Genomic DNA, 24890 nt, shown 5'->3' with positions numbered 1-24890 from the left:
AGAAAACTTTCTATTCTTAAGATTCTTCGGTATACTTGAAGAGAATCGTTAGAACTTTAGGAGGTCCTGAGATGATACAGATCGAACAAATTAGAACAGGTGTTATTCAAGAAAACTGTTATCTTGTTTATAATGAAGAAGCATTATTAATTATTGATCCAGGTGCAGAAGGAGCAAAACTAATTCAAGAAATTACCCGTTTAGGGAAGAAACCAGCCGCTATTTTATTAACACATACTCACTATGATCATATTGGTGCGGTAGAAGAATTGCGCCATCATTATCAAATCCCTGTTTATGTTAGTCCATTAGAACAAGCGTGGCTTTCCAATCCTATTTTGAATCTTTCAGGATTAGGCAGACATGATGATATAGCAAATATTATTGTTCAACCCGCCGAACATGAATTTAAACTAACCGATTATGAAATTGGCGGCATGAAATTTTCCGTAGTCCCAACACCTGGTCATTCAATTGGTAGCGTCAGCTTTGTCTTTGATGATTTTGTTGTTGTTGGGGATGCATTGTTTAAAGGTAGTATTGGTCGTACCGATTTACACACTGGTGATATGCAACAATTATTACACAGCATTACGACCTATCTATTCACTTTACCAGAAGAATTTCCTGTTTATCCAGGCCATGGTGATGCCACAACCATTCAACATGAAAAAGCCACAAACCCATTTTTTAATTAGAGATTTATTCACTATTTAAAGAAACTTAGGAGGAGTAGCAATGACTGAAGCAACGACACTTTATATTATTCGTCACGGAAAAACGATGTTTAATACGATTGGCCGAACCCAAGGCTGGTCAGATACCCCCTTAACCAAACAAGGAGAAGAAGGCATTTATCATTTAGGCTTAGGTCTTAGGGATATAGACTTTAAGGAAGCCTATAGTAGTGATAGTGGTCGTGCCATGCAAACCGCTCAGATTATTTTACAAGAACATCAAAACCACCAAAAGATTCCTTACCTAACCGATAAACGGATTCGTGAGTGGTGTTTTGGTTCTTTAGATGGTGGCTATGATGGTGAACTTTGGGGTGTGGTGCCACGCATTTTAGCTTTTAAAAGTTATGAGGACATGATGACCACGAAGATTACCTATCGTGAGCTAGCAAATGCTATTATTGAAGCCGATACGGCTGACTGGGCGGAGCCTTATGAAGTTATCCGTGATCGTGTTTGGTCTGGTTTCGAAGATATCGCTCATCATCGAGAAAAAAATGGTGGCGGCAAAGTCATGGTGGTTTCCCATGGACTAACAATTTCCTTTTTACTTTCCTTAATTGATGCAAGTTTGCCTATGCAGATGGCGCTGGAGAATGGTAGCGTGACGACCTTAACTTACGAAAAAGGAACATTTACCATTCAAGGAATTAATGATATTTCTTATATTGAAAAGGGAAAAAAGATCGCTGAAAAGCGCCGTTTGTTGTAAAAAAAGAGAAGGTTATCTGTCAAAATGACAGATAACCTTCTCTTTTTATTTATTCTTTTAAACGTTCTACGTTTTTTCTTGAAATTTGAATTTTTTCTAAGGTTTCCTTATAGTTTTTTGCTGCATAAGCAAAAAATAAAACATCGACTACATACAATTGTGCCACCAAGGAAACAGTAGCCGCACTTCTCAATGGCACGTCTTCCCCACTAGAGGTTTGGAGGACGATATCACTTTTTTCACCAATCACTGATTTTTCATCTTGTGTGATACTAATAATAGGAATCCCTTGCTGCTTCGCTAAATCAGCTAAAGTACTTGCTTCTTTATTCGTTCCAGAATTAGAAATAACAATAAAAACACTAGGCTTTTCTGTTGAGCCTAACATAGAAGCAAATAAATGATGGTCCAATGTTGTAAATACCGTTCGGCCTAAGCGCGTAAACTTTTGATAAATATCTTGAGCAACCAACGAAGAGGCGCCCAACCCATAGACAAAAATTACTTCTGTTTTTTCCAACAAATCAACGGCTTCATTCACTGCGACATCCTCTAATGTCTGACCGCTTCGCTCAACCACATGAACAAAGCGCGCCTGTAACTTTTGTTTAATATCAGCTGTTGATTCCCCTTTAGTAACTTCAGTATACATTTGCTGCTTCATTTGGCCAAGATTTGCAGATAATAAAAGTTTCAACTCTGTGAAGCCATTCACATCCATAGAATGACAAAAGCGAATAATTGCCGCTGGACTTGATCCTGCTTGTTTCGCTAGCTCTTGCGCATTCATTGAAATAACTGTTTCTGTATTTTTTAAAATATATTCTGCGATTTTTCGTTCTGATTTTGGTAATTGTTGTAGACGATCTTGGATAGATAAGACAATATTTTGTTGCATAAACACCCCTCCTGATACACCATTTCCTACGCAATTAAATTTTAACAAAGAAAAAGGGAGAAGCCAAGTTCTCCTTTTTTCTATTTATTATTTAGTTGTTTGCATATCTTTAGGAATCCCAAAGAATAACGTTGCTACAAAACCACCTGCGTAAGCAGCCAATAAACCTAATACATATGCAAGCCATTGGTTGTTGGCAATTAATGGAATTAAAGCCACCCCACTTGGTCCAATAGCAATCGCACCAACATTACCGAAGGCACCAATTACTGCACCACCAATACCACCGCCGATACAAGCAGTAATGAATGGACGTCCTAATGGTAAAGTAACTCCGTAGATTAATGGTTCACCAATACCTAAAATCCCAACTGGCAAGGCACCTTTAATCATTTCAACTAATTTTTTATCTGATTTACAACGAATCCATAATGCTAAAGCTGCACCGACTTGTCCCGCACCAGCCATGGCCAGAATTGGTAATAACAAAGTCATCCCTGTTTGATTAATCATTTCAATGTGGATTGGCGTCAAAATTTGATGTAAACCAAACATTACCATTGGCAAGAAGGTTAAACCAAGAGTAAAGCCAGCAACCATGCCACCTTTTTCTAAGACAACATTGATAATACCAACTAAGCCATTAGAAATAGCTCCGGCTACAGGCATGATTAAGAAAATAGTTGCTAAGCCAATCACTAAAAGTGAAATGGTTGGCGTTACGATAATATCAATTGATTCTGGGACAATTTTATGCAATTGTTTTTCTAACAATGATAATAACCATACGGCAAAAATAACACCGATAATTCCGCCTTGTCCTGCAGATAATGTTCCCCCAGTGAAAATATTACTGATTGGAGCATCCGGATTCATTCCTGTCAACATTGTGACTGCCCCAATAACACCACCCAACGCTGGCGTTGCACCAAAAACGCTGGCGCTGTTAATCCCAGTGTAAAGAGCTAAATAAGCAAAAATCCCATTTTTAATGATATTTAAGACATCGATATATTGTTGCCATGAAGCTGAAATATCACCAGCAACAACTAAGTTAGACATAACAGCTGCAATCCCGCCAATAATACCAGCCCCAACAAAGGCAGGAATCATCGGAACAAAGATACTAGAAATAGCTTTTAATACTTTTTTAAATGGTGAAGTGTTATTTTGTTTCGCTTTTTGTTGTGCTTTCATTTGAGCGGCTTTTTCTTCTACTAAATCTTTTCCAGATTTGCCTGCTGAAGCATCAGTTGAGGTGTCATGATTAAATGGTTCTCCCAATTTGACACCTGCTTGATCTACCATTTCTTGTGCAACCTTGTTAACAGTCCCTGGACCAACAACTACTTGCAACGTATCATCTTCTACGACGCCCATAACGCCATCAATTTTTTTCAATCCTTCAATATCCACTTTGTCATAATCGCGGATATCCATACGAACACGAGTCATACAATGAATGACTTTGTCCACGTTTTCTTGACCACCAACTTCTTTATAAATCCCATCAGCAATGCGTTTAATTCTTTCTTCTGCCATGTTAAAACACCCTCCTAATTCCTTAATTTAATGTATTCTTGATAAATTGATTCCCGTCAATTAATTTTTGTGTTGCTTCTTCTTTAGTACTATCAGTTAAAATCATTACAATTGCTAACTTCACATTTTCTTCTGCTTCTACAAATTTTAGTTCGGCAACTTCATAACTACAACCCGTTGCTTCCATAATAATCCGTTTGGAACGCTCCACTAATTTTTCATTGGTTGGTTTTACATCAACCATTAAGTTATTGTAGACTTTCCCAATACCAATCATGGAAATAGTTGATAACATATTTAAAATTAATTTTTGAGCTGTCCCAGATTTCAAGCGAGTCGAACCTGTTAAAAATTCAGGTCCTGCATCTACTTCAATCGGCATTTGCGCATATTTACTAATTTCGGCATTTTTATTACATGCCACAGTTGCGGTAGCTGCTCCCACCGTTGTAGCATATTCTAAACCGCCAATTACGTAAGGCGTCCGACCACTGGCTGCAATCCCAACAACAATGTCATTTGCTGATAATTTTAGATCAACTAAATCTTGACGACCTAGTTCTTTTGAATCTTCGGCACCCTCTACTGCGACAGTCATTGCTTTTTGACCACCAGCGATGAGGCCTTGAACCATCTCTGGCTCGACGCCAAAAGTTGGTACGCATTCGGCTGCATCTAAGACACCTAACCGACCACTCGTACCAGCGCCCATGTAAATCAAGCGGCCGCCTTGATTGAAGCTTTTGATGATGGCTTCTACCACTGGTTCAATGGCTGCTAATTCTTGACCCACTGCCATTGCAACTTTTTGGTCTTCTTGATTCATTTTTTGTAAAGCTTCTTTGACACTCATCTCATCTAAGCCCATTGTATTTTCATTTCTACGTTCAGTTGTTAAGTTTTCTAAATTCATTCTCTATCGTTCCTTCCGTGACTAGCGTAAATTGATTGCCTGCCTTGATTAACGGCAATATCGTTTGATCTTTTTCAATAATTTGTGTAATCGTATTGACTTTTTCATCTTTCGGCAAGTCCACCAGTGTGACTTGAATTTCTCCCATATAGCGACCATATTTTTCATTATCAATCGTTACGGTTCCCACTGGACGTGCTTCAGTCTGCTCTGACTCAATCGTTGCAATTTCATCTTTTCTGAACATTTCACTCGTTCTTGATAATTCACTTCGCAAAACATCTCTTGCAGCATCTAAACGATTGGTATGAGTCCCAAGTATTCGCTTCAAATAGCGGCTCTTGCTAGGTGCTACTTCTAACAGAAATTGATTGGTTTGGTGATAATAACCAAATTGAGCCATGGTTCGCTCACTAATTGTAGGATCACCAATATAAACAGCATCGACATAAGGATCAGCCATCAAACCAACGGCAGCGGCGAAAGGATTTTGCCCACGATGTTTTTCTAATGTTGGTAAACCAGCAAAAATTGGGCCTCTTGTTTGCCCATCTCCTGGCACAAAAGTAAAAACTTGTAAGCCTAATTCTTTAAGCCAGCGGTTCTTTTCATTAAAAAATGTTGTTCCAATGCCGGTTTCAGGTCTTGGATAATAATTATGCCAAGCTTCTAAGCGAGAAAAGTCCGCTTGATGAGCCTTTAACTCAGCCACTTCTTCCAGTGTAATGGTACTAGCATTCAATCCTATATCAATCTTATGTGAAGCATGAGCCATTTGTTCTATCGTAATGCCGTAGTCCATCCGAAGGCCAGTTACGCCCAACTCGATTAAAGGCTCTAATTCATCGAAAGAAAAACCCGCTCTTTTTAACGCTTCACCTGAAATATCTACCATAATTTTCATTTTTTCTGCCTTAGCAATTGCCCCTAAATCAGTCAAGCGTTGGCGGTAAAGGGAAGTATCATCTTCTGGAATGTGTAAAGAAGTGAAAATACCATCAAATCCAAGCGCTTTCATCTTTTTGATATAAATAATTGTATCGTTTGTAATCTCTTCACCAAGAAAAACTGAAATACCATACATCTTTTTAGCTCCTCTCTAATACGCTTTCATTATAACTTGTTTGAAATAAAATTTCAACTATTTTTCTAAATATTTTTTAATCCCAAAATAAAATTTTATTTCTGTTCAAAAAAAACGAGCGTGGAACAAAAATCACTTTGGATTTTTGCTCCACGCTCAAAAACTGATAAACGGCGGGAACAGAAGCAACACTCCGCGTTGCTCCGATCTCAACAACTTCTAAGTGCTAAAGCTCTAAGAGTTGAAGGTCCTTCGGAAATAAGCCGAAATTGTTGAGAATCACGAAGAACGTAGTGATTCGATGATGAACAATACCTACTTGGTCTCCAAAAATCAAAGATCAATTTTCGGAAATTTCTTCTTATTTCTCGGAGCTAAACGGTTCTGTCCCGACCTCGTCTAATGCATTAATTGGCTGTGGCAGAGCCAACTGGTGTACCAGCTGTAACCACGCCAGTTTTCTCTAACGAAAATTGTGCTACTTTATCCATGTTGGTAATAATGACAACCATTTCAGTTCCTTTACCAGCTGCTTTAATTGCTTCTAAATCAGCAATTGCGACCACCGTATCTGCAGTCACTTGGTCGCCTTCTTTCACTTTAATAGTGAACGGTGCCCCGTTTAACTCTACCGTATCGATACCCATGTGTAATAAAATTTCAAGACCGTTTGTCATTTTTAAACCAATGGCATGTTTTGTTTGGAAAACGCTTAAAACTTCTCCTTCAATAGGTGCATAAATTTCACCATTTTCTGGAACTACTGCATAGCCATCTCCCATCATTTTTTGTGAAAAAACAGGATCATTCACTTCACTGATTGGGATAATGGTTCCATTGGCAACGGCATACATTGTATTATTTTCGACAACTTCATTCTTTTTCTTCAAAAATCCAAACATTTCTCTTCCCCCATTTTTTAAAGTATCACTAGTATAGAAAAAAGTTTCATGAATTACAAGTGGCACCTTTGTATAATTCTAAAATTTATTTTAAAATAAGAATTTGCATTGGCATTTACTTTGTCAGCGGGTATACTTATACTTGATGTATTTTGCATTTATTTCAGAAAGGAATGGTGACATGCTTTTTGCTAACCTATGGAAAGCAATTATTCTTGGTATTATCGAAGGAATTACCGAGTGGCTTCCAATTAGTAGTACCGGACATTTAATTTTAGTGGATGAGTTTATTAAACTCGATCTAAGTAAAGATTTTATGGAAATGTTCAACGTCGTTATCCAATTGGGAGCGATTATGGCGGTTGTTATTTTATACTTCCACAAATTGAATCCTTTCTCACCAAAGAAAAATGGCGAAGAGAAAAAAGATACTTGGATTCTTTGGTCTAAAGTCTTAGTCGCTTGTTTACCAGCGGCAGTTATTGGTCTAAAATTTGATGATTATTTAGATGCACATTTTTATAACTTTTTAACAGTATCGATTATGTTAATTGTTTATGGGATTGCTTTTATTATCATTGAAAAACGAAATAAAAATGTTGCACCGAAGTGTACTAATCTAAAAGACTTCACTTATAAAGCCGCTTTAATCGTTGGTGCTTTCCAAGTACTGGCATTAATTCCAGGAACTTCACGTTCAGGAGCGACCATTTTAGGGGCAATCTTAATTGGGGCCTCACGTTTTGTTGCAACAGAGTTTTCATTTTTCTTAGGAATTCCAGTAATGTTTGGAGCAAGTTTTTTAAAAATCTTTAAATTCTTGGCCAAAGGAAATACGTTTGGGTCAGAAGAAATCATTATTTTATTAACTGGCTCTATTGTTGCCTTCGTTGTTTCCATCATTGCGATTAAATTCTTATTGAATTACTTGAAGAAAAACGATTTTACAGTTTTCGGTTGGTATCGTGTAATTTTAGGTGCGATTTTAATTGGCTACTGGTTATTCTCATAAAAATAAAACCGTTGCTTTCACTGTTGAAAGCAACGGTTTTATTTTTTTAAATCGCCAAACGTTATTCGCTCAATCCCCTGTTCTTCAAACCACTGACGAACACGAGGATCACAAATTGTTGCTAATTCTTTGCAGCGTAAAGTGGTATATGAAGAATTATCTAACACAAATTGATCCAAATACCCAACATCAAAATGCATCTCAGCAATTGCCGATTCCGGCATCCATAATAAACCAAAGTCATCTTCTAAAAAATTCTCCACTGATACGCCTTCGTGAATATAAGATAACGCGCCAGACTCTAACAAATGTGTTACCTGGAAATAACCTTGTTGCGGTGGATATTCTTTTTCCCCACTATATTTCAGGGTTGTATGAAGTCCGTACTCTTCTGCTAATTCTAAAAATACTTGATCAACCACTTCATCCCCAATCGAGTGGCAATCAAAATGTTCAGGATAATGTCCAGTTAGTTCCTTAAAGCGCGTCAATTGCGCAATCGTTTCAAGTCGTACTTCTTCATATACGAAGGTTACTTGCTTTTGTTGACGATAATAAGAAGAGCGATGAAAATTGCCTTGTTCATCTACCAGTGAAGGAATCATACATGGGTCCGCACAAGGTTTCCCTAATAAAAAATTCGTATGCTGACCTACAAATAAGCCTGGATAATTTTTTGCTAACGCAACGGCGTGTTCTGCTGTTGGTAAATTGGGCATCAAAAGTGTCGACGTTGTTAAACCATCGACATAACTTTTGATAATGCCATGATTAATCGCTTCTGACATCCCAAAATCATCAGCATCAACAATTACTTTAACCAACAGCTCCCCCTCTTTTCTTTACGTATTTTTGATGACAATTCCGACAATAATATTAACAGCTGATTCACAATCATTAATCGTGCGCTCAAGCTGATCGTAAACATCTTTCCACTTGATAACTTTTAATAAATCTTTTTCGTTGGTCATCAAATCTTTCATGGCGCTACTGTATAATTTATCGCCTTGAGATTCAATCGTATTCACTTCATCAATCAATGAAACTAACGTTTTAGAATTCTTAAATTTTGCAAATTCCTTCGTTGCTGATTTAACGCCTTCTGTCGCTTTAACAATATAAGCAGTTAATTCTAGCGCGGGCGCAATCATTTCTTCGACAACTAAATGATCAAGTAAATAAGACAAACTATTAATGCTATCGATAATGTTATCTAAGTGATCCGTAATATCGACAATATCTTCTCGATCAATCGGCGTAATAAAGGAAATATAGAGTTCATTTAAAATTTTGCGAACAATTTCATCATTCTCTTTTTCCAATTGATGAATCGCTTCTGATTTTTTTACTAAGTTTTCTAATGAATAATTGTCTACAATTTCTTGCAAAACCTTTGCCGCTTCATAAGCATTTGTTGCTAACTGGTTTAATTCTCCAAAATAATCAAATTGTTTTTTACGTGCCATGTTTTTCTCTCCTTAAAAAATTGCAATAAATAATTTTGACATCACATAAGCGATCAGCCCACATCCTGGGAAAGTTAAAATCCATGCTATCAGCATTTCTTTCACGATACGCCAGTCAACACTTGAGATTCGCTTAGAAGCACCTACTCCCATAATCGCTGTCGTTTTTGTATGAGTAGTTGAAACTGGAATCCCAAAAGCCGATGCTAAAAATAAACAAATAGCCGTGCTTAAATCTGCAGTGAAGCCTTGATAGCGTTCGAGTTTTACCATATCCATCCCGACTGATTTAATGATTCTCATGCCGCCCACAGAAGTTCCAATGCCCATTGTAATGGAACACAGAACCATAACCCATAACGGAATCACAAAACCGCCACCTGTTTTTTCGACTAAATTATTATAAAAAAGCACTAACATGAACACGCCCATAAATTTTTGCCCATCTTGCGCACCATGTAAAAAAGCATTAGCTCCTGCACCAAAGGCTTGTCCAACTGTAAAAAATTTGTTGGCTTTTCTTCTAGGCACAGCCGAGAAAGCTTTCACAACAAGTTTGGCAATTAAATAACCGCCGCCAAAGCCCATAACGGTAGAAACAACTAGACCAACAAGCACTTTGATCCATTCCGAGCCATTGACTGCACCCAAACCACCTAATGCCATTGCCGAACCAGTCAAGCCGGCAATTAACGCATGGCTTTCACTTGTGGGAATACCAAAATACCACGCAGCAACTGCCCAAACCACAATTGAAAAAAGCGAAGCAGCCAAAGCCACCTGTGAAGCGTTTCCATTTGCGTCAAAACTAACAATGTTGCTAATCGTTTCAGCTACTTGGGCATTAAAAAAGGTCATGACTAATGCACCTAAAAAGTTCATCACAACAGCCATCCAAATTGCGACATTCGGTTTTAACACCCGAGTCGAGACAGCGGTTGCAATTGCGTTCGGCGCATCCGTCCAACCGTTAACAAAAATTACACCCATTACCAAAGTAATCGTTACCAATAATGCAATACTCACAAAGACACCACCATTTTTCATTTATCTATTTTATCATAGCATGTTTTAAAAAAAATGTATGCTTTTTTCTTAAGGCTCTGGCAAATTTTCTTATTTTTTTCTTGAAATTGTCTGTTAAGGAAAAAAACTTGTCGTCTTTTATTGCAATGGAACAATGGATTAGGTATAATGATTACTGTTGAATTACATTGGCTGACCAGTGTAAAACCTAAATCATCGGAGGTGAAACAAATGCCAAATATCGAATCTGCAATCAAACGCGTACGTACAAGTGCTAACGCGAATGCGAAAAATTCATCTCAAACAAACGCAATGCGTACAGCAATCAAGAAATTTGAAGAAGCTGTAGCTGCTGGAGCTGATAACGTCGATGCTTTATACAACGAAGCTGTTAAAGCTGTTGATATGGCTGCAACTAAAGGTTTAATCCATAAAAACAAAGCTAACCGCGATAAAATTCGTTTAAGCAAATTAGCTAAATAATGTGAGATAGAAGTTAGCATTCATGTTAGCTTCTTTTTTCATCAAAAAATGTCCAAGTCTGTTTTCACAAAGACTCGGACATTTTTTTATAAAGGTGAATCAATCCACGGTAAATCTGTTGTGAGATGTTGACTAAATAATTTAGTCTCTTCTCGCAAAGCTAAACGTTGTTGTCGTCTCGTTTCATAATTGGAACAAATCAACTTTTCTTCTGCAGTTTCTGGGACGACTGCCGCTAATTGGAAGTCACTTTCAGGATTCATATGAGACGGAATGGCTACAAAAGTTGTAAAACAAGTCGCCGCTAAATAACGCTCTCCAGTTGTTAAATCTTCTCCTACAACTTTAACAAATACTTCCATCGATTTATGATGCACGCCAGAAACAAACGTTTCAACACACACTGAGTGATTTTCTTTTAAAGGTTTTAAAAAATTCAAGTTATCTAAAGATGCTGTAACTGCCCCTCTCCGACAATGTCGTGAAACGGAAATGGATGCGGCGTCATCAATTAAAGACATTAATTTCCCACCAAATAGTGCACCAAAGGGATTTAAATCAAAGGGAAATACACGATGTGTTTGAATTACTCGTGATTCTCGACAAAATTTTTCTTTCGTCATTAACGATTCCTCTACTTTCATTTATAAACTTTTCCACGCTTTACTTTAGCTTACTTTACCATTTGATGCAATCCTTACTTTTTAGGAAACATTTAAAAAATAACAAATTTGCAAGTCCCATTTATTCATTTTTAGGAAAGTTGCTGTATAATAATAACGGTTAAAGAACTTTTAAGGAGATGGATACACATGAAAATTGCAATTGCTGGTGCTGGCGCTATGGGCAGCCGTTTAGGAATTATGTTGCATCAAGGCGGAAATGATGTAACTTTAATCGATCAATGGCCCGCGCACATTGAAGCTATTCGTAAAAATGGTTTAATCGCTGATTTTAACGGAGAAGAAGTTGTCGCGAACCTACCAATCTTCTCACCAGAAGAAATTGACCATCAAAATGAACAAGTGGATTTAATTATCGCTTTAACTAAAGCACAACAATTAGATGCAATGTTTAAAGCGATTCAACCAATGATTACCGAAAAAACATATGTACTATGTTTATTAAATGGCTTAGGTCATGAAGATGTACTAGAAAAATATGTACCAAAAGAAAACATCTTGGTTGGCATTACCATGTGGACAGCTGGTTTAGAAGGACCGGGACGTGTTAAACTTTTAGGTGATGGCGAAATTGAATTAGAAAATATTGATCCTTCTGGTAAAGAATTTGCTTTAGAAGTCGTTGATGTCTTCCAAAAAGCTGGTTTAAATCCAAGCTATAGTAGCAATGTTCGCTACTCTATTTGGCGGAAAGCCTGTGTCAATGGCACGCTAAACGGTTTGTGTACAATCCTTGATTGTAATATTGCCGAATTTGGCGCACTACCTGTTAGTGAATCCCTTGTTAAAACATTAATCAGTGAATTTGCAGCAGTCGCAGAAAAAGAAGCCATTCATTTAGATCAAGCAGAAGTCTATACACATATTGCTCAAACTTATGATCCAAACGGTATTGGCTTGCACTATCCGTCTATGTATCAAGATTTAATTAAAAATCATCGTCTCACAGAAATTGATTACATTAATGGTGCTGTTTGGCGCAAAGGACAAAAATACAACGTAGCAACACCTTTCTGTGCCATGTTGACACAGCTTGTTCACGGAAAAGAAGAACTATTAGGAGCTAAATAATAAGAAAATGCCAGAGGCAATCGTCATACAACGATTGCCTCTGGCATTTTCTTATTTTGCTTCTGCAGTCAATTTTAAAATAAATAATTGGAATAGTAATTCTTTATCCATTTGGCCCGTTTTCATGCGGTAATCATTTTCAACTAATTCATCATAAAGTCTTTCTAATCGAGACAATTCAAATCGTCGGACTTGTTGTAACGCTAACTTGACTCGATAAGGATGAACCTTTAATGTATCAGCAATATTCGCTTGTTGATAGCCCATCTTAGCCAAAATTTTTGTTTGTAGAAAAAGGCGAATCTGATTCAGTAAGATTGCATTTAACTTAATGGTTTCTTCTCCTTGTAAAAGTAAATCTTCATACAATTGAACAGCTTTTTCACTGTTTCCAGAAAGTACTTCGTTGGTTAAATCAAAAACATTATGTTCCAAAGACTTAGGGACTAATTCTTGAACCGCACCTCGTGTAATTGTCTTCGTTTCAAGGGCATATAAATACAGCTTCTGTAATTCTCCCATAATTTTTGATAAGTTCAAGTCTGTCAATTGAAGTAATAAATCAAAAGCATCGGAGCGAATAGTGTACCCTTCGCTCTCAATCGTTTGAGAAATGTACTGACGAATAGCCTTTTCATCCATTGGATTGACGTCAACTACTGTGGCATTTTTTTTCAATGCTTTGGTAATTTTTTTGCGTTCATCTAATTTTTCATATGAGGCCATAAAAACAAGAACAGTTGTTGGTGATGGACTTTCCAAATAATTCAATAAAAGATTGACATCATGTTCCACACCGTTTGTTTTTCTTTCGGCAGTTAAAAAGTAAGGATTTTCCACAAAGACAAGGCGATAATCACCAAAAAACGGAATTGTTTCCGCTTCAGCAATCGCTGCACTTAAAGGTGTTTCCTCCATATCAAATGAGAAAAAGTTAAATTGATCATCCTCTTCCGTCAACAATTCTTTCATCAATGTTGTTTTAAATAATTCAGTTAAATAAAGTTCTGTTCCTATTAATAAATACACTGGAGCGATTTTTTGCTCTCGCACTTCTTTCAAAGCTTTTTGTAACTCCATTGGCTCGCTCCTTTTCTCGTTTCTCTTGTTTATCCTATCATGTTACTTCTGGAAATACTAGTCTTGTTCTTTAACAAATTTGGCTTTAGAAAGCCCTTGCCAAGGTAACCATTGATAATAAATCATTCCTTGAAGATCGGTCCGATAATAATTTATTTTTTGCTCCTCCAGCGTCGCTAATGTCTCCTGATGAGGATGTTTAAAACGATTATTCAGTCCAGCTGAAATCAATGCTTCTCGCGGATTAAGCTGTTTGATAAATCTTTTAGTAGACGACGTTTTACTACCATGATGACCGACTTTCAAGATGTCGATTTTCAACTGGGGATAGCGAGCCAACACTTGTTCTTCTCCTTCGGCTTCCAAGTCACCAGTAAATAAAAAATGCCGTCCGCCTAATTGTGTGGAAAACACTATCGAGTCATTATTGCCCCCAATACTGCTCTTATTGGGCGATAAAATTTGAAGAGAAATGGGCCCATTAATTCTCTTGGGCGCTAAAATTGGCCGACAGTCTGTTCCGCTTTTTTGGAGTTGTTTCAAGACTTGGCGAAACGAAAAATTGGCTTCAGCTGCTCCTTTAGGGAAATAAAGAACAGAAATTGGAACCTTCTGCGCAATGGCTAATAAATCGCCAAAATGGTCTTCATGTGCGTGTGTGATGATCACTTCATCTAAACGTTTGACTCCTTGACTTTTGAGAAAAGGAATCACTGAATATTCCGCTCCTGATCGACTATTTTTCCGTTGCCGCCAAGCTTCTTTGTCAAAAGACAACCGACCACCTGTATCGATCAGTGTATTTTTTCTGTGAAAAGGCGCTTGGATAAACAAACTATCCCCTTGGCCTACATCGATCATTGCAACAATGCCAATTGGCGAAAGGTATTTACTATTTATCAAAACAATTAGTAGTCCGATTGAGAAAAAAATTTTTTTAGACTTGTCTGCTAAATAAATCATTGAAAGTCCGATTAGTAATAACAAACTAATTTGTATCCAAGAATTTAAATAGCCGATGGTCAGCTTCGGATTTAAGTGAACTAGCACCCACTCAAATAAGCCATTCATTGTTAAAAATAGTGGTTCGAGCAAGGCTGCTAAATAACGTGCTGGCATAATAATCACTAGAAAAAAGCTCAACGTCAAAAGCGGTAACAAGAACCGTTCAAAAATTGGTAACAAGAGAAATGTTAAGAAACTTCCTAACAAGGGCCATTCATAAAATGATTGGACTAAAATAGGTAAGGAAGCCACAGCCAATAGGAAAGAGCCTAAACAATTTTTAATGAAAGCCGAAGAATAACCAACCAATGTTTGCTCTAAAAACAGCAGAACAAAGGAAAGTAAATAACTAAATTGACCGCCGACTGAAAAAAAGAGGGTTGGCTGAACAATCAAGTGCACTAAGAGAGTTAAACTCCAACAATCGAGGGCCGGAACCTGCCAATTAAACCGTCGATTGAACGTATTGAGGTTTGTTTGTAAAAGCGCCCGCATGACACTGACTGAGAATCCTGTTAAACCAGCATATATCAGTGAAAAAGCGCATTGCCACAAAAAATAACTTTCTTGTGTTCGGCGAGCGATTCTTAGCATCAGCAAGCGAAATAAACGAAGGAAAAAAGAAACATGCATCCCTGACAAACTAAAAAGATGCAAAATGCCTAATGCTGAAAATTTATCGCTTATTTCAGCAAATTCTTCATTACGAAAACCTAAGAGCAACGCATTCATGTACATTGCACTAGTATCACCAAAATTTTTCTGAATATGTACCATCGCCCATTTCCGCCAGCCGCTAATGATTTCTTTAAACCGCCAAGAAAAAAAGGAACGCGGTTGTCCTATCTCCTCAATGAATAAAATAGCTTCGATTCCTTGATTCTTTAAAAATAGTTGATAATTGAAGCCATTTTTGTTGGTTTGACCTTGGGGCGAGTCTAAAATACCTACAGCGGTTGCCTGAATGGTTGTGGTTAGTTGTTGCCATTGCTGTTTTTCTTTCACACTTTTTAATTGATAAAATGCCATCACTTTCTGCCTTTTGCCTTTTACGATCCAATTGGCAGGAAATTTTACTTGATCACCATCTACTTGTATTTCATCTGGCAATATCGTTAGCTGTCCTGACAAGCGGACATCTTTAGGCAACAAAGAGACTGGCTTTAACCACTGGAAAATCAATATGCCCCCTACTATTAAAAAACTGCACAAAAAACCTCCCAATATAACAGGAAAACTTTTTGTACAGACAATACGGATAACAGTGATAGAAAAAAGAAGAGCTCCTAATAGGCTAGGTGCGAAAAAACACCACAGCCCACAACTAGTCAGCAGAGCTATGAAGAACCAATTATTCCTCAGCTGAGGAAGGATTGTCCTCAAGTGTGGCAAATTCTTCTCCCCATTGTAATTCGGCAAAATATTTTGGTACTAAAGTCACTTTTTCAACCGTGGCACCTACTTGTTCAATTAAATTTAGGGCGTACGCATCATTACGGTAATCCTTTAAATAATAAATCTTTTTAATCCCTGCTTGTAAAATCATCTTTGTACATTGCAGGCAAGGGAAATGTGTCACATAAATTTCTGCCCCTTCTGTAGGGACGCCAAACTTCGCACATTGTAAAATTGCATTCATTTCTGCGTGGATTGTTCGAACGCAATGATTATCAACAACATAGCATCCTTCATCAATACAATGCGTTCCGCCACTGACTGAACCATTATAACCTCCTGCAATAATTCGTTTGTCGCGAACAATGGTTGCTCCGACAGTTAACCGTGTGCAAGTACTTCTTAATGATAATAAGACGCTTTGTCCCATAAAATATTGGTCCCATGGAATTCGTTCCATAATAAACCTCCTTTATTTTTAATGACTCCTGTGTTCGATTTGCCAAATCATTTAATCTTATTACAAATAGTATGTTATCCGCATCCCATAGTCAAGAATTCTCAGGAATTTTCTGTTAAAAGTTAGCCAGTCACTGTCAACATGTCTTTTAAACGTTCTACTGTTTTCTCTCCAATACCGGGAACATTTTTCAGTTCCTCGACGGTTTTAAACGGTCCTTGTTCGTCACGAAAACGAATAATCTCTTGTGCTTTTTTCGCACCGATTCCTGAAATCGTTTGTAGCTCTGCTTCTGTTGCCGTATTAAGGTTGATCTTTTCCTCCTGATTTTGCTGAGCAGATGCTGATTCCTGCAGCGTTTCTAATGACTGTGCCACTGGTTCTCCTTTTTTGGGCACGTAAATAATCATTTGATCTTTTACTTTTTGAGCGTAATTGACCTGGGCAGTATCAGCTTCCTCGCTCACGCCTCCAGCTAAAGCTAAAGCATCCCAAATCCGCTGCTGATTTTTTAGTTGGTAGATTCCTGGTACTTTCACTGCGCCTTTAATATCAACATAGATCATTGTTTCTGCCCTTTCTTTTGTGGCATCTGTGGAGGCCTCTGCCGTAGTGGTCAGACTTGTCTCCTCCCACATTGTGGTGTCTACTCGTGGCTCCTTATTAACCATCAAATAAATGCCCACTAATAGAGTTATCAAAATAACTATAGACGCGCCACTACCTAGCAATAGCCACTTTTTGGGTAACTGTTTCAACCAATCCATCGTTTGTCCTCCCTTCAAAATATAATTACGCATTTTTTAACAAAAAAAATGCGCCTGGACCAAAAATCACTAGTAATTTTTGGTCCAGGCGTACTTTTATTTTAATTTCTCTAGATAGTTCAAGGCATCTTGAACCGTTTTTACTGGGACAATTTTCATTTTTGTCCCAATTTTTTTCGCAGCTTCTTGTGCTTCTTGATAATTCGATTTGATTTTTGGCTCAACTTTTTTCATTTCTGAAGTTATTTCATCATCGGGTGCAAAGAAAATTTCTGCACCGTTCTCACTGGCTGTTACAACTTTTTTGTCAATACCACCGATTCTACCAACGATTCCTTGACTGTTCATCGTACCTGTTCCAGCAATTTCATGACCTTTACGTAAATCTTTATGACTTAATTGTTCATAGGTCTGCAAAGTAAACATTAAACCAGCCGATGGCCCACCAATATCACCCGCTTCAATAGATACTGGGATAGAAGAATCAATTTCTGTATGATCGGTCAAACCAATACCAATCCCCGCTTTTTTATCTGTTGGCAATTCAATTAATTTGCCGGTCGCTTCTTTTGCTTTGCCATCTTGAGTAAATTGAACAGTGACTTTTTGATTCACTTTTTGTGCTTTAATGTAGTTCATTAATTCTTCACTGCTTTTAAAAGATTTGCCATCCACGCCTGTCACGGTATCGCCAACTTCAATTTTTCCTTTAAAACTTGAGTTGTCTTCCATCGCTAACACATAGACGCCTTTAAATTTCATCTCATATGGAACCTTCGCTAATTTTAAGGCTTGCTCAATTGCGGCGTTTTTTGAGGAATCCATATAGTATTGTTGAATTCGATTATATTCGCTATTACTACTATCTCCCATTAATTCTTTTTTGGACATGACTTCTTGAAAATCCGAAAAGTTTGCTTTTATGGCAGAAAAAATAGTGGCCGAACGAATGCCCACCGTTGTTAAATAAAAAGCACCTGACTGCGTATCTTTTTTTCCATCAACAGTTACAAACTCTTTTAAATTTTCTGTCGTTCCTGGTCCTTCAATATAATAAGGAATTGGGACGATAAACAAACCAATTAGCAGCAATGCCAATACCATTGGAATGAGTGATTTAAACGAAAATTTTTCTGTTTTTTTATTCATTATTTTAGCTCCAGTCATTCTTCTTTTGTTTTAACGCATGATAAATATTGGGAGGAAGATAGTCAGACACATCGCCTCCAAAACGTAAAACTTCTTTTAGTAAACTGGAGCTTACATGTGCATATGGTTCTTCTGCTAATAGAAAAACCGTTTCAATTTCTGGCGCCAGATGTTGATTCATTTTAGCAATGTCTTTCTCGTACTCGTAGTCTTTGACGTTTCTAATGCCACGAATCAAAAAATTAGCCCCTAATGATTTTGCACTTTCCACAGTTAACTGGGTTTCTTGCATAATAACACGCACATTTGGCATTTCTTTAGTTGCTTCTTCAATTAAATATTTTTTCTCTTCTGGCGTAAATAATGTTTGCTTACTTGTATTTATAAAAACGCCAATGATGACTTCGTCAAATAACTTCGCACTGCGTTCAATCAAATTTAAATGACCATTTGTCATCGGATCAAAACTTCCGGGAAATAGAGCAATTTTACGCATCTTACGCCTCCTGACGATAAATCGTTACTTGAGTGATTCCGTAAACGGTTTCTCTTGTTTTTTCTAGTGTACCAATCGTTTCCGGTAATTTGACAGTTTTATCTGTTTCACAAACGATAACGGCTTCGTTTGTTAATAACTGCCGTTCTAACATCTTTTCTAATTGTGAAACAATTTCTTGTTTGGCATAGGGCGGATCCAATAAGACCAAATCAAATTGTAGCTTCTCTTCATAAAACTGTTCTAAGGCACGATTAGCATCCATTTTTCTAACTTCAAATTTTTCTGGTTCTTTTGTAATCGCAATATTTTCTTTAATTACTTTTAGTGCAGCAAAATTCTTTTCAATACAAACACTTTTATCCATTCCACGAGAAACGGCTTCAATCGCTAACCCGCCACTTCCTGAATATAAATCCAGCGCCATTCCACCATCGAAATATGGACCAATCATATTAAAAATAGATTCTTTTACTTTATCTGTTGTGGGCCTAGTATTGTCGCCATCTAACGCTTTCAAGCGCCGGCCACCATATTCTCCAGAAATAACACGCATTGTTTCGACTCCTTTATCAATCATTCTTTTATAATTCATTATAACAAAAAGAGTGAAAAATGTTTGAAATTTCTCATAACATTTCTCACTCTTTTGCATTAGACATTCTCCGCTAAGCGAATCTCTGTAGATAATTCCTCTACTACATAGCCATCGTCTTCTTGTTCTTGATAAGCCGCTTTGGTACCAATTTTTTCAGCAAAATTCATTTCGACATCTGGTCGATACGATTTATCGACACTACGAACAAAATGTAACTGATTAATTTTTTCCATGTTACTTTCAATATTTTCTTCATTCATGTAAATCACCACATATTTCATTTTTCGTGAAACATAGTGAATCAGTCCATATCGGCGTAACTGTTTTAACGGTTTTAATGTGTATACCCAAACAATTAGGCAACGACGCTCTTGAAGCGTAAATTCTTTTTCTTCTTTAGCTTGCATGGCAGCTTCCTCCACAACCTGAATGTTTCTTTCCTCGTTCAAAGAAAGGATTTCCAGCATCTACTTTAATATCTTCAGAAATTAGTTGCGCAATCTTTAAACCAATTGTATCTAGCAACGTTTGAACGTTTGTCTCAGCAAAACGATAATTTGCAACGATTTCATTTAAATCAAGCGCCCGCTTTGCTTTACGTAGGGCTCGCTGTTTCTCCCGAAAATCGGGTGCATGAATTCCATAAGCCTCAACTCGTTCAAAAGCTGACTTAGCTTCTAAAAATGCTTTTTGTAACTGAGCAACTTCCGTTGAAGCATACATGGCTTTTTTTGTTTCTTTATAGTTTTGAACAGCATCACTTTCTAAAAGTGCTGAAATTAAGCATTCTGTTTGATCTTCAATTGCAAATAAATGTTCTGTCACAATCATAACTTTTCACTACTCTCCGTGATTTGCCTATTTTCTGGTCGTTTCTCTAATAAGACTAACACACCTTCATTGGAAAAGGCAACGCCCAATTCTGTCGTTTCTGACTCAGCAAAATAGCTATCATATTGCGGGTCCGAAAACCATGACAAAATAGTAAAGGTACTATCATAAACAGGTTCTTGGAAAATACCTGCTGGTTCTCTCAACGAAAGTTTGCTCGTTTTAACTAATAAAGAAAATTCGTCCTTAGTCAACTGAAATGGATGAATGGCTGTATGTTCCTCTCTCGTTTGTAACAATTCTGCTTGTCGATTTGCCGACAAAATTGTTGATGTATGGTTAGCCAGCGTTTGATACAATGTTTGGGCATCTTTTTGACTTTGTGTGGAAACTGAAAAAGCAGCTTGATTTTCTTGCTGTTTAACCAGATTCATGACATAAATCGCTTGGTTACTTTGAACAGGATCGAAGGTCATTGACTGCGTTATATCAACTGGCAAAGGAGAACCTTCATTTAATTGATACGGCATTTCCGTGAGCAACGTTTCTTTATTGACATAATTAACTGCCATTAAACCGCCCGTCCGCTGATTAAAAAATAACACCGCAAAACTGCCATTATCAAAAGCAACCAGTGGTCGATAGTTCATATCTTCTTCCATCAGCTCGACATCGTAAGCTTCATGATGAAAATTAAATGCAAAATTAGAATAAATCGTCATTAAATCAGACAAGTCAGCAAGCTTCATATCTATCTTAAACGGTTCTATCATTTTGTCATTGTTAAAGGCCTTAATTGCGATGACTTTATTTTCTCGAACGTTGACTTCTAAGTAATCATTCATCGTCAAACCGAACGTCCATAATTCATACGTACGACCTGTTTTAATTTTTTCTTTAGGATTGCCAAACTGGCGCATAAAGGTTTCCACATCTTTCCCTATGTATGCTGCGTAGCCAGAAGCTGGCAATTCTTCATGAGGAACAGCGGTGTGAGCGCTGGATAAGCGCCCACTTTGAGCTGTTTCGGTTGGTTTTTCAGCAGGGAAAAAAACTGGCTCTAAATATCCGATGAGTAGAACTGTTAAAAAAACAGCAGTAAAGGCCCAAAATCGCTTCATTTTTTCCCCTCTCATCTTATTTTTCTTTCACTTCTAATAACAAATCACCTGAGCTGATTGCTTCGCCTTCTTCAACATAAATGTGATCTACCGTGCCCGCAAAACGTGCTTCGATAGTCGTTTCCATTTTCATGGCTTCTGTAATCAGCAACGGCTGACCTTTTTCTACTTTATCGCCACGTTTGACCAATACTTGTAGAACAGAACCAGACATCGTTGCGCCGATTTGTTCTTTATTAGTTGGTTCCGCCTTTTGTTTAACTTGAACAGCAGACTTAATAGAGGCATCTTTAACTAAAACCTCACGACGTTGCCCATTCAAATTGAAGAACAAGACGCGGTTTCCGTCAATATCAGGTTCGCCAATTTCATCTAAACGAATAATTAACGTTTTTCCTCGTTCAATTTGAACTTCCAATGTCTCTCCTTGACGAATACCATTAAAGAATGTTGGCGTATCTAATAAGGTTATATCTCCAAAGGTTTCGTATTTTTGACGATACTCTAAAAATACTTGTGGATACATTAAATAACTTAAAACTTCTTCCAATTTAGGTTGATACCCAATTTTTTCGGCTAATTCTTCTTGTACTTTCGCAAAATCAACAGGTGCTGCTAAGTCACCTGGCCGCTCTGTGAAGGCTGGACGACCTTTTAGAATAATTCGTTGGAGCTCTTTCGGGAACCCACCAACTGGTTGACCTAAATCACCTTGGAAAAAAGTCACAACGGATTCAGGAAAACTTAGTTCTTCACCACGCGCATAAACATCTTGTTCTGTCAGATGATTTTGAACCATGAAGAGTGCCATGTCTCCCACGACTTTTGAAGATGGCGTCACTTTTACAATATCACCAAACATCAAATTCACTGTGTGATACATTTTTTTGATTTCATCCCAACGGTGCCCTAAGCCTACCGCTTTTGCTTGCTGCTGCAGATTAGAGTATTGACCACCAGGCATTTCATGCATATAGACTTCTGTTTGCGGGGCATTTAACCCATTTTCAAATGGTTGATAATACATGCGCACATCTTCCCAATAATGATTGATTTTCTGTGCATTATCAATGTTAATAGTTGGCGTCCGTTCACCATTGACTAAAGCATAATATAGACTGTTCATACTTGGCTGGCTAGTTGCGCCACTCATCGCACTCATTGCGACGTCAACAATATCAACGCCTGCTTTAGTGGCTGCTGAATAAGTGATGATCCCATTGCCACTAGTATCGTGGGTATGGAGATGGATTGGTAAATCCGTGGCTGCCTTTAATTCACTAATTAAACGATAAGCAGCTTGTGGTTTCAATAAGCCAGCCATATCTTTAATCGCAATGATTTGTGCCCCTAAATTTTCCAATTCTTTAGCCATATCAAGGTAATATTGAACATTATATTTTGCTCGGGCTGGATCATTGATGTCCCCAGTATAACAAATTGCTGCTTCCGCAATTTTTCCGGTATCCCGAACGACTTGAATACTTTTTTCCATTTGAGGAATCCAGTTTAAGCTATCAAAAATTCGGAAAACATCGACTCCTTGGCGAGCGGATTCTTTAATAAATTCTTCAATAACATTATCAGGATAATTTTGATAGCCTACCGCATTAGATCCTCTGAACAGCATTTGTAAAAGTGTGTTTGGCATCAACTGACGAATTTTTCTTAAACGTTGCCATGGGTCTTCGGTTAAGAAGCGATAGGCAACATCGAACGTAGCGCCACCCCACATTTCACTAGAAAACAGCTCAGGCAGGGCTGCATCAGTTAGACCAGCAATTGCTTTAAAATCTTGTGTTCTCACACGAGTAGCTAATAAACTTTGGTGCGCATCACGGAACGTGGTATCTGTCATTAACACACTTTCTTGATTCTTAACCCAATCGATGACGGCGGTTGCTCCTTGAGCGTCTAGAATATTTTTAGCTGTGATCACTTTTTCTGGAACTTCAACATCTGTCGGCACGCGCGGAGCTTCAAAATATTTTTTCTCCGTTCGTTCAATGCCAGGGAACCCATTGACCGTTACTTCTCCAATGTATTTCATCGTTTTATTGCCACGATCGCGCATACGAGGAAATTCAAATAATTCAGGTGTATTATCAATAAAGGTTGTTTTGGCTTCCCCAGATTGAAACGCTGGATAGCTCACAACATTTTGTAAAAACGGAATATTTGTTTTCACGCCACGAATCCGAAATTCTTTTAAGCAGCGTTGCATTTTACTGATTGCCTGTTCAAAAGAGAAACCATGCGTACAGACTTTAACCAATAAAGAATCAAAGTAGGGCGTCACAGCGTAGCCAGAATAAGCATTCCCTACATCTAAACGCACACCAAACCCACCTGGTGAACGATACGTATCAATTTTCCCTGTATCTGGCATAAATTGGTTCAAGGGATCTTCAGTCGTAATCCGACATTGAATAGCCGCGCCTTTTAATGTCAATTCGTTTTGTTTTGGCAAATGCATATCTTTATGCAAATCAAGCCCTTGCGCAATTTGTAATTGAGAGATTACAATATCAATATCTGTAATCATTTCTGTGATAGTATGTTCTACCTGAACACGAGGATTCACTTCAATAAAATAAAACTGATCCCCTTCTACTAAAAACTCAACCGTTCCCGCATTCACGTAGCCGACATGCGCCATTAACTGCACAGCAGCCGAACAAATGGCTGCTCGTTGTTCTTCATTCATTGATACACATGGTGCGACTTCTACCACTTTTTGGTGGCGCCGTTGAACGGAACAATCACGTTCAAATAAATGCAAGACGTTCCCATGATGATCGCCTAAAATTTGTACTTCGATATGTTTAGGATTAGAAATATACTTTTCAACATAAACCTCGTCAGAACCAAAGGCTGCTTTCGCTTCGCTTTTTGCTCTTTCGTAACCTTCTCGTGCTTCCTTGGCATCGTGGGCAACGCGCATCCCGCGACCGCCGCCACCTAAAGCAGCTTTAATCATGATAGGAAAGCCATGCGTTTCACCAAAAGCTACGACCTCTTCCACCGTTGCTACTGGCCCATCTGAGCCTGGAATCGAAGCAATCCCCGCAGCTACAGCTGCTTCTTTCGCTTTAATTTTATCGCCAAAAATATCTAAATGGTGTGTTTTAGGTCCAACAAAAATGATTCCTTCTTCTTCACAACGTTCGGCGAAGCGTAAATTCTCTGATAAAAAGCCATAACCAGGATGAATGGCATCTGCTCCCGATTTTTGGGCAATTTGGATAATATTTTCAATGTCTAAATAGGCTTCAATTGGTTTTTTCCCCTTACCAACTAAATACGCTTCATCTGCTTTGAAACGATGAACAGAATACTCATCTTCTGCAGCATAAATCGCTACTGTACGGATATCTAATTCTGTACAAGCTCTAAAAATTCGAATCGCAATTTCGCCACGATTGGCAACTAATACCTTTTTCATAACGTCACTCCTAC

Annotated in this window: 25 protein-coding genes; 5 read left to right on the top strand and 20 right to left on the bottom strand. The window is 37.8% G+C overall.

Going from position 1 to position 24890, the window contains the following annotated elements; genetic code table 11:
- The first annotated feature begins 71 nt into the window (after positions 1-71).
- Together IGK86_RS04705 and IGK86_RS04700 are read left to right on the top strand one after the other, a co-directional pair.
- Positions 72-698, top strand: a complete 627-nt coding sequence (locus IGK86_RS04705; RefSeq protein ID WP_002356716.1) for an MBL fold metallo-hydrolase — start codon at positions 72-74, stop codon at positions 696-698.
- Between the two features lie 40 nt (positions 699-738).
- A complete protein-coding gene (locus tag IGK86_RS04700; RefSeq protein WP_002359733.1) occupies positions 739-1449 on the top strand; it encodes a histidine phosphatase family protein in 711 nt (236 codons plus the stop codon).
- Between the two features lie 49 nt (positions 1450-1498).
- Here IGK86_RS04700 and IGK86_RS04695 read toward each other — a convergent pair whose 3' ends face one another.
- From IGK86_RS04695 to IGK86_RS04675, 5 genes are all read right to left on the bottom strand, one after another.
- Complete coding sequence (locus tag IGK86_RS04695; RefSeq protein ID WP_002382748.1) at positions 1499-2347, bottom strand: MurR/RpiR family transcriptional regulator; 849 nt, start codon at positions 2345-2347, stop codon at positions 1499-1501.
- 87 nt (positions 2348-2434) lie between these two features.
- Positions 2435-3889, bottom strand: coding sequence for a PTS transporter subunit EIIC (locus IGK86_RS04690; RefSeq protein ID WP_010776007.1), 1455 nt, complete (start codon positions 3887-3889; stop codon positions 2435-2437).
- A gap of 22 nt (positions 3890-3911) precedes the next feature.
- Positions 3912-4802 carry an N-acetylmuramic acid 6-phosphate etherase gene (murQ, locus tag IGK86_RS04685; protein ID WP_002356712.1) on the bottom strand — a complete coding sequence of 297 codons (891 nt, stop codon included), beginning with the start codon at positions 4800-4802 and terminating at the stop codon, positions 3912-3914.
- On the bottom strand, positions 4777-5886 hold the full coding sequence (locus IGK86_RS04680; RefSeq protein WP_016616525.1) for a DUF871 domain-containing protein: 1110 nt from the start codon (positions 5884-5886) through the stop codon (positions 4777-4779). Before IGK86_RS04680 ends, murQ begins: the two co-directional genes overlap by 26 nt.
- 407 nt (positions 5887-6293) lie before the next feature.
- The gene (locus tag IGK86_RS04675; RefSeq protein WP_002385759.1) at positions 6294-6854 is read right to left on the bottom strand and encodes a PTS sugar transporter subunit IIA; all 561 of its coding nucleotides are present in this window, start codon (positions 6852-6854) and stop codon (positions 6294-6296) included.
- Positions 6855-6969: 115 nt separating this feature from the next.
- On the opposite strand from IGK86_RS04675, the gene IGK86_RS04670 reads away from it, so the two are divergent.
- A complete protein-coding gene (locus IGK86_RS04670; protein ID WP_002356708.1) occupies positions 6970-7800 on the top strand; it encodes an undecaprenyl-diphosphate phosphatase in 831 nt (276 codons plus the stop codon).
- A gap of 38 nt (positions 7801-7838) precedes the next feature.
- On the opposite strand, the gene IGK86_RS04665 is transcribed toward IGK86_RS04670, so the two are convergent.
- From IGK86_RS04665 to IGK86_RS04655, 3 genes are read right to left on the bottom strand one after another with little or no spacing between them, the layout of a single operon-like run.
- Complete coding sequence (locus IGK86_RS04665) at positions 7839-8624, bottom strand: ChbG/HpnK family deacetylase (protein ID WP_002362199.1); 786 nt, start codon at positions 8622-8624, stop codon at positions 7839-7841.
- Positions 8625-8642: 18 nt separating this feature from the next.
- Positions 8643-9266, bottom strand: coding sequence for a DUF47 domain-containing protein (locus tag IGK86_RS04660; protein WP_002356705.1), 624 nt, complete (start codon positions 9264-9266; stop codon positions 8643-8645).
- A 12-nt stretch (positions 9267-9278) separates the two neighbouring features.
- Positions 9279-10313 (bottom strand): inorganic phosphate transporter, encoded by a 1035-nt coding sequence (locus IGK86_RS04655; protein ID WP_002356704.1) that lies wholly within the window; start codon positions 10311-10313, stop codon positions 9279-9281.
- Positions 10314-10523: 210 nt separating this feature from the next.
- Here IGK86_RS04655 and rpsT point away from each other — a divergent pair, with 210 nt between their 5' ends.
- Positions 10524-10775 carry a 30S ribosomal protein S20 gene (gene rpsT, locus IGK86_RS04650; RefSeq protein WP_002356703.1) on the top strand — a complete coding sequence of 84 codons (252 nt, stop codon included), beginning with the start codon at positions 10524-10526 and terminating at the stop codon, positions 10773-10775.
- An 86-nt stretch (positions 10776-10861) separates the two neighbouring features.
- On the opposite strand, the gene IGK86_RS04645 is transcribed toward rpsT, so the two are convergent.
- Positions 10862-11419 carry an acyl-CoA thioesterase gene (locus IGK86_RS04645; RefSeq protein WP_002382741.1) on the bottom strand — a complete coding sequence of 186 codons (558 nt, stop codon included), beginning with the start codon at positions 11417-11419 and terminating at the stop codon, positions 10862-10864.
- A 168-nt stretch (positions 11420-11587) separates the two neighbouring features.
- On the opposite strand from IGK86_RS04645, the gene IGK86_RS04640 reads away from it, so the two are divergent.
- Entirely contained in the window at positions 11588-12529 is a 942-nt protein-coding gene (locus IGK86_RS04640) for a ketopantoate reductase family protein (RefSeq protein WP_002397139.1), read from the top strand.
- A gap of 51 nt (positions 12530-12580) precedes the next feature.
- On the opposite strand, the gene holA is transcribed toward IGK86_RS04640, so the two are convergent.
- The 11 genes from holA to IGK86_RS04585 all read right to left on the bottom strand — a co-directional run bounded on the left by holA (position 12581) and on the right by IGK86_RS04585 (position 24876).
- The gene (gene holA / locus IGK86_RS04635) at positions 12581-13609 is read right to left on the bottom strand and encodes a DNA polymerase III subunit delta (RefSeq protein WP_002381565.1); all 1029 of its coding nucleotides are present in this window, start codon (positions 13607-13609) and stop codon (positions 12581-12583) included.
- Positions 13610-13666: 57 nt separating this feature from the next.
- The gene (locus IGK86_RS04630) at positions 13667-15931 is read right to left on the bottom strand and encodes a DNA internalization-related competence protein ComEC/Rec2 (RefSeq protein WP_438742611.1); all 2265 of its coding nucleotides are present in this window, start codon (positions 15929-15931) and stop codon (positions 13667-13669) included.
- A 34-nt stretch (positions 15932-15965) separates the two neighbouring features.
- Positions 15966-16469: a ComE operon protein 2 gene (locus tag IGK86_RS04625; protein WP_002356697.1), complete on the bottom strand. Its 504-nt coding sequence runs from the start codon at positions 16467-16469 to the stop codon at positions 15966-15968.
- Between the two features lie 122 nt (positions 16470-16591).
- A complete protein-coding gene (locus IGK86_RS04620; protein WP_016616750.1) occupies positions 16592-17269 on the bottom strand; it encodes a helix-hairpin-helix domain-containing protein in 678 nt (225 codons plus the stop codon).
- Positions 17270-17332: 63 nt separating this feature from the next.
- Positions 17333-18403: a SepM family pheromone-processing serine protease gene (locus IGK86_RS04615; protein ID WP_002399203.1), complete on the bottom strand. Its 1071-nt coding sequence runs from the start codon at positions 18401-18403 to the stop codon at positions 17333-17335.
- Positions 18390-18881, bottom strand: coding sequence for a pantetheine-phosphate adenylyltransferase (gene coaD, locus IGK86_RS04610; RefSeq protein WP_002356693.1), 492 nt, complete (start codon positions 18879-18881; stop codon positions 18390-18392). Before coaD ends, IGK86_RS04615 begins: the two co-directional genes overlap by 14 nt.
- Before the next feature lies 1 nt (position 18882).
- Positions 18883-19476 carry a 16S rRNA (guanine(966)-N(2))-methyltransferase RsmD gene (rsmD, locus tag IGK86_RS04605; RefSeq protein WP_071646757.1) on the bottom strand — a complete coding sequence of 198 codons (594 nt, stop codon included), beginning with the start codon at positions 19474-19476 and terminating at the stop codon, positions 18883-18885.
- 59 nt (positions 19477-19535) lie between these two features.
- Positions 19536-19886, bottom strand: a complete 351-nt coding sequence (locus IGK86_RS04600) for a YlbG family protein (protein ID WP_002359714.1) — start codon at positions 19884-19886, stop codon at positions 19536-19538.
- On the bottom strand, positions 19876-20310 hold the full coding sequence (locus IGK86_RS04595; RefSeq protein WP_002400862.1) for a YlbF family regulator: 435 nt from the start codon (positions 20308-20310) through the stop codon (positions 19876-19878). Before IGK86_RS04595 ends, IGK86_RS04600 begins: the two co-directional genes overlap by 11 nt.
- Positions 20307-21431, bottom strand: a complete 1125-nt coding sequence (locus IGK86_RS04590; RefSeq protein ID WP_438742097.1) for a CAP-associated domain-containing protein — start codon at positions 21429-21431, stop codon at positions 20307-20309. Before IGK86_RS04590 ends, IGK86_RS04595 begins: the two co-directional genes overlap by 4 nt.
- Before the next feature lie 16 nt (positions 21432-21447).
- Positions 21448-24876, bottom strand: coding sequence for a pyruvate carboxylase (locus IGK86_RS04585; protein ID WP_438742095.1), 3429 nt, complete (start codon positions 24874-24876; stop codon positions 21448-21450).
- Between the last annotated feature and the right edge of the window lie 14 nt (positions 24877-24890).

Origin of the sequence: Enterococcus sp. DIV1206 (assembly GCF_051712485.1) — a bacterium.
GTDB lineage: Bacteria > Bacillota > Bacilli > Lactobacillales > Enterococcaceae > Enterococcus > Enterococcus faecalis.
This window is presented reverse-complemented; position numbering and strand designations above follow the sequence as displayed.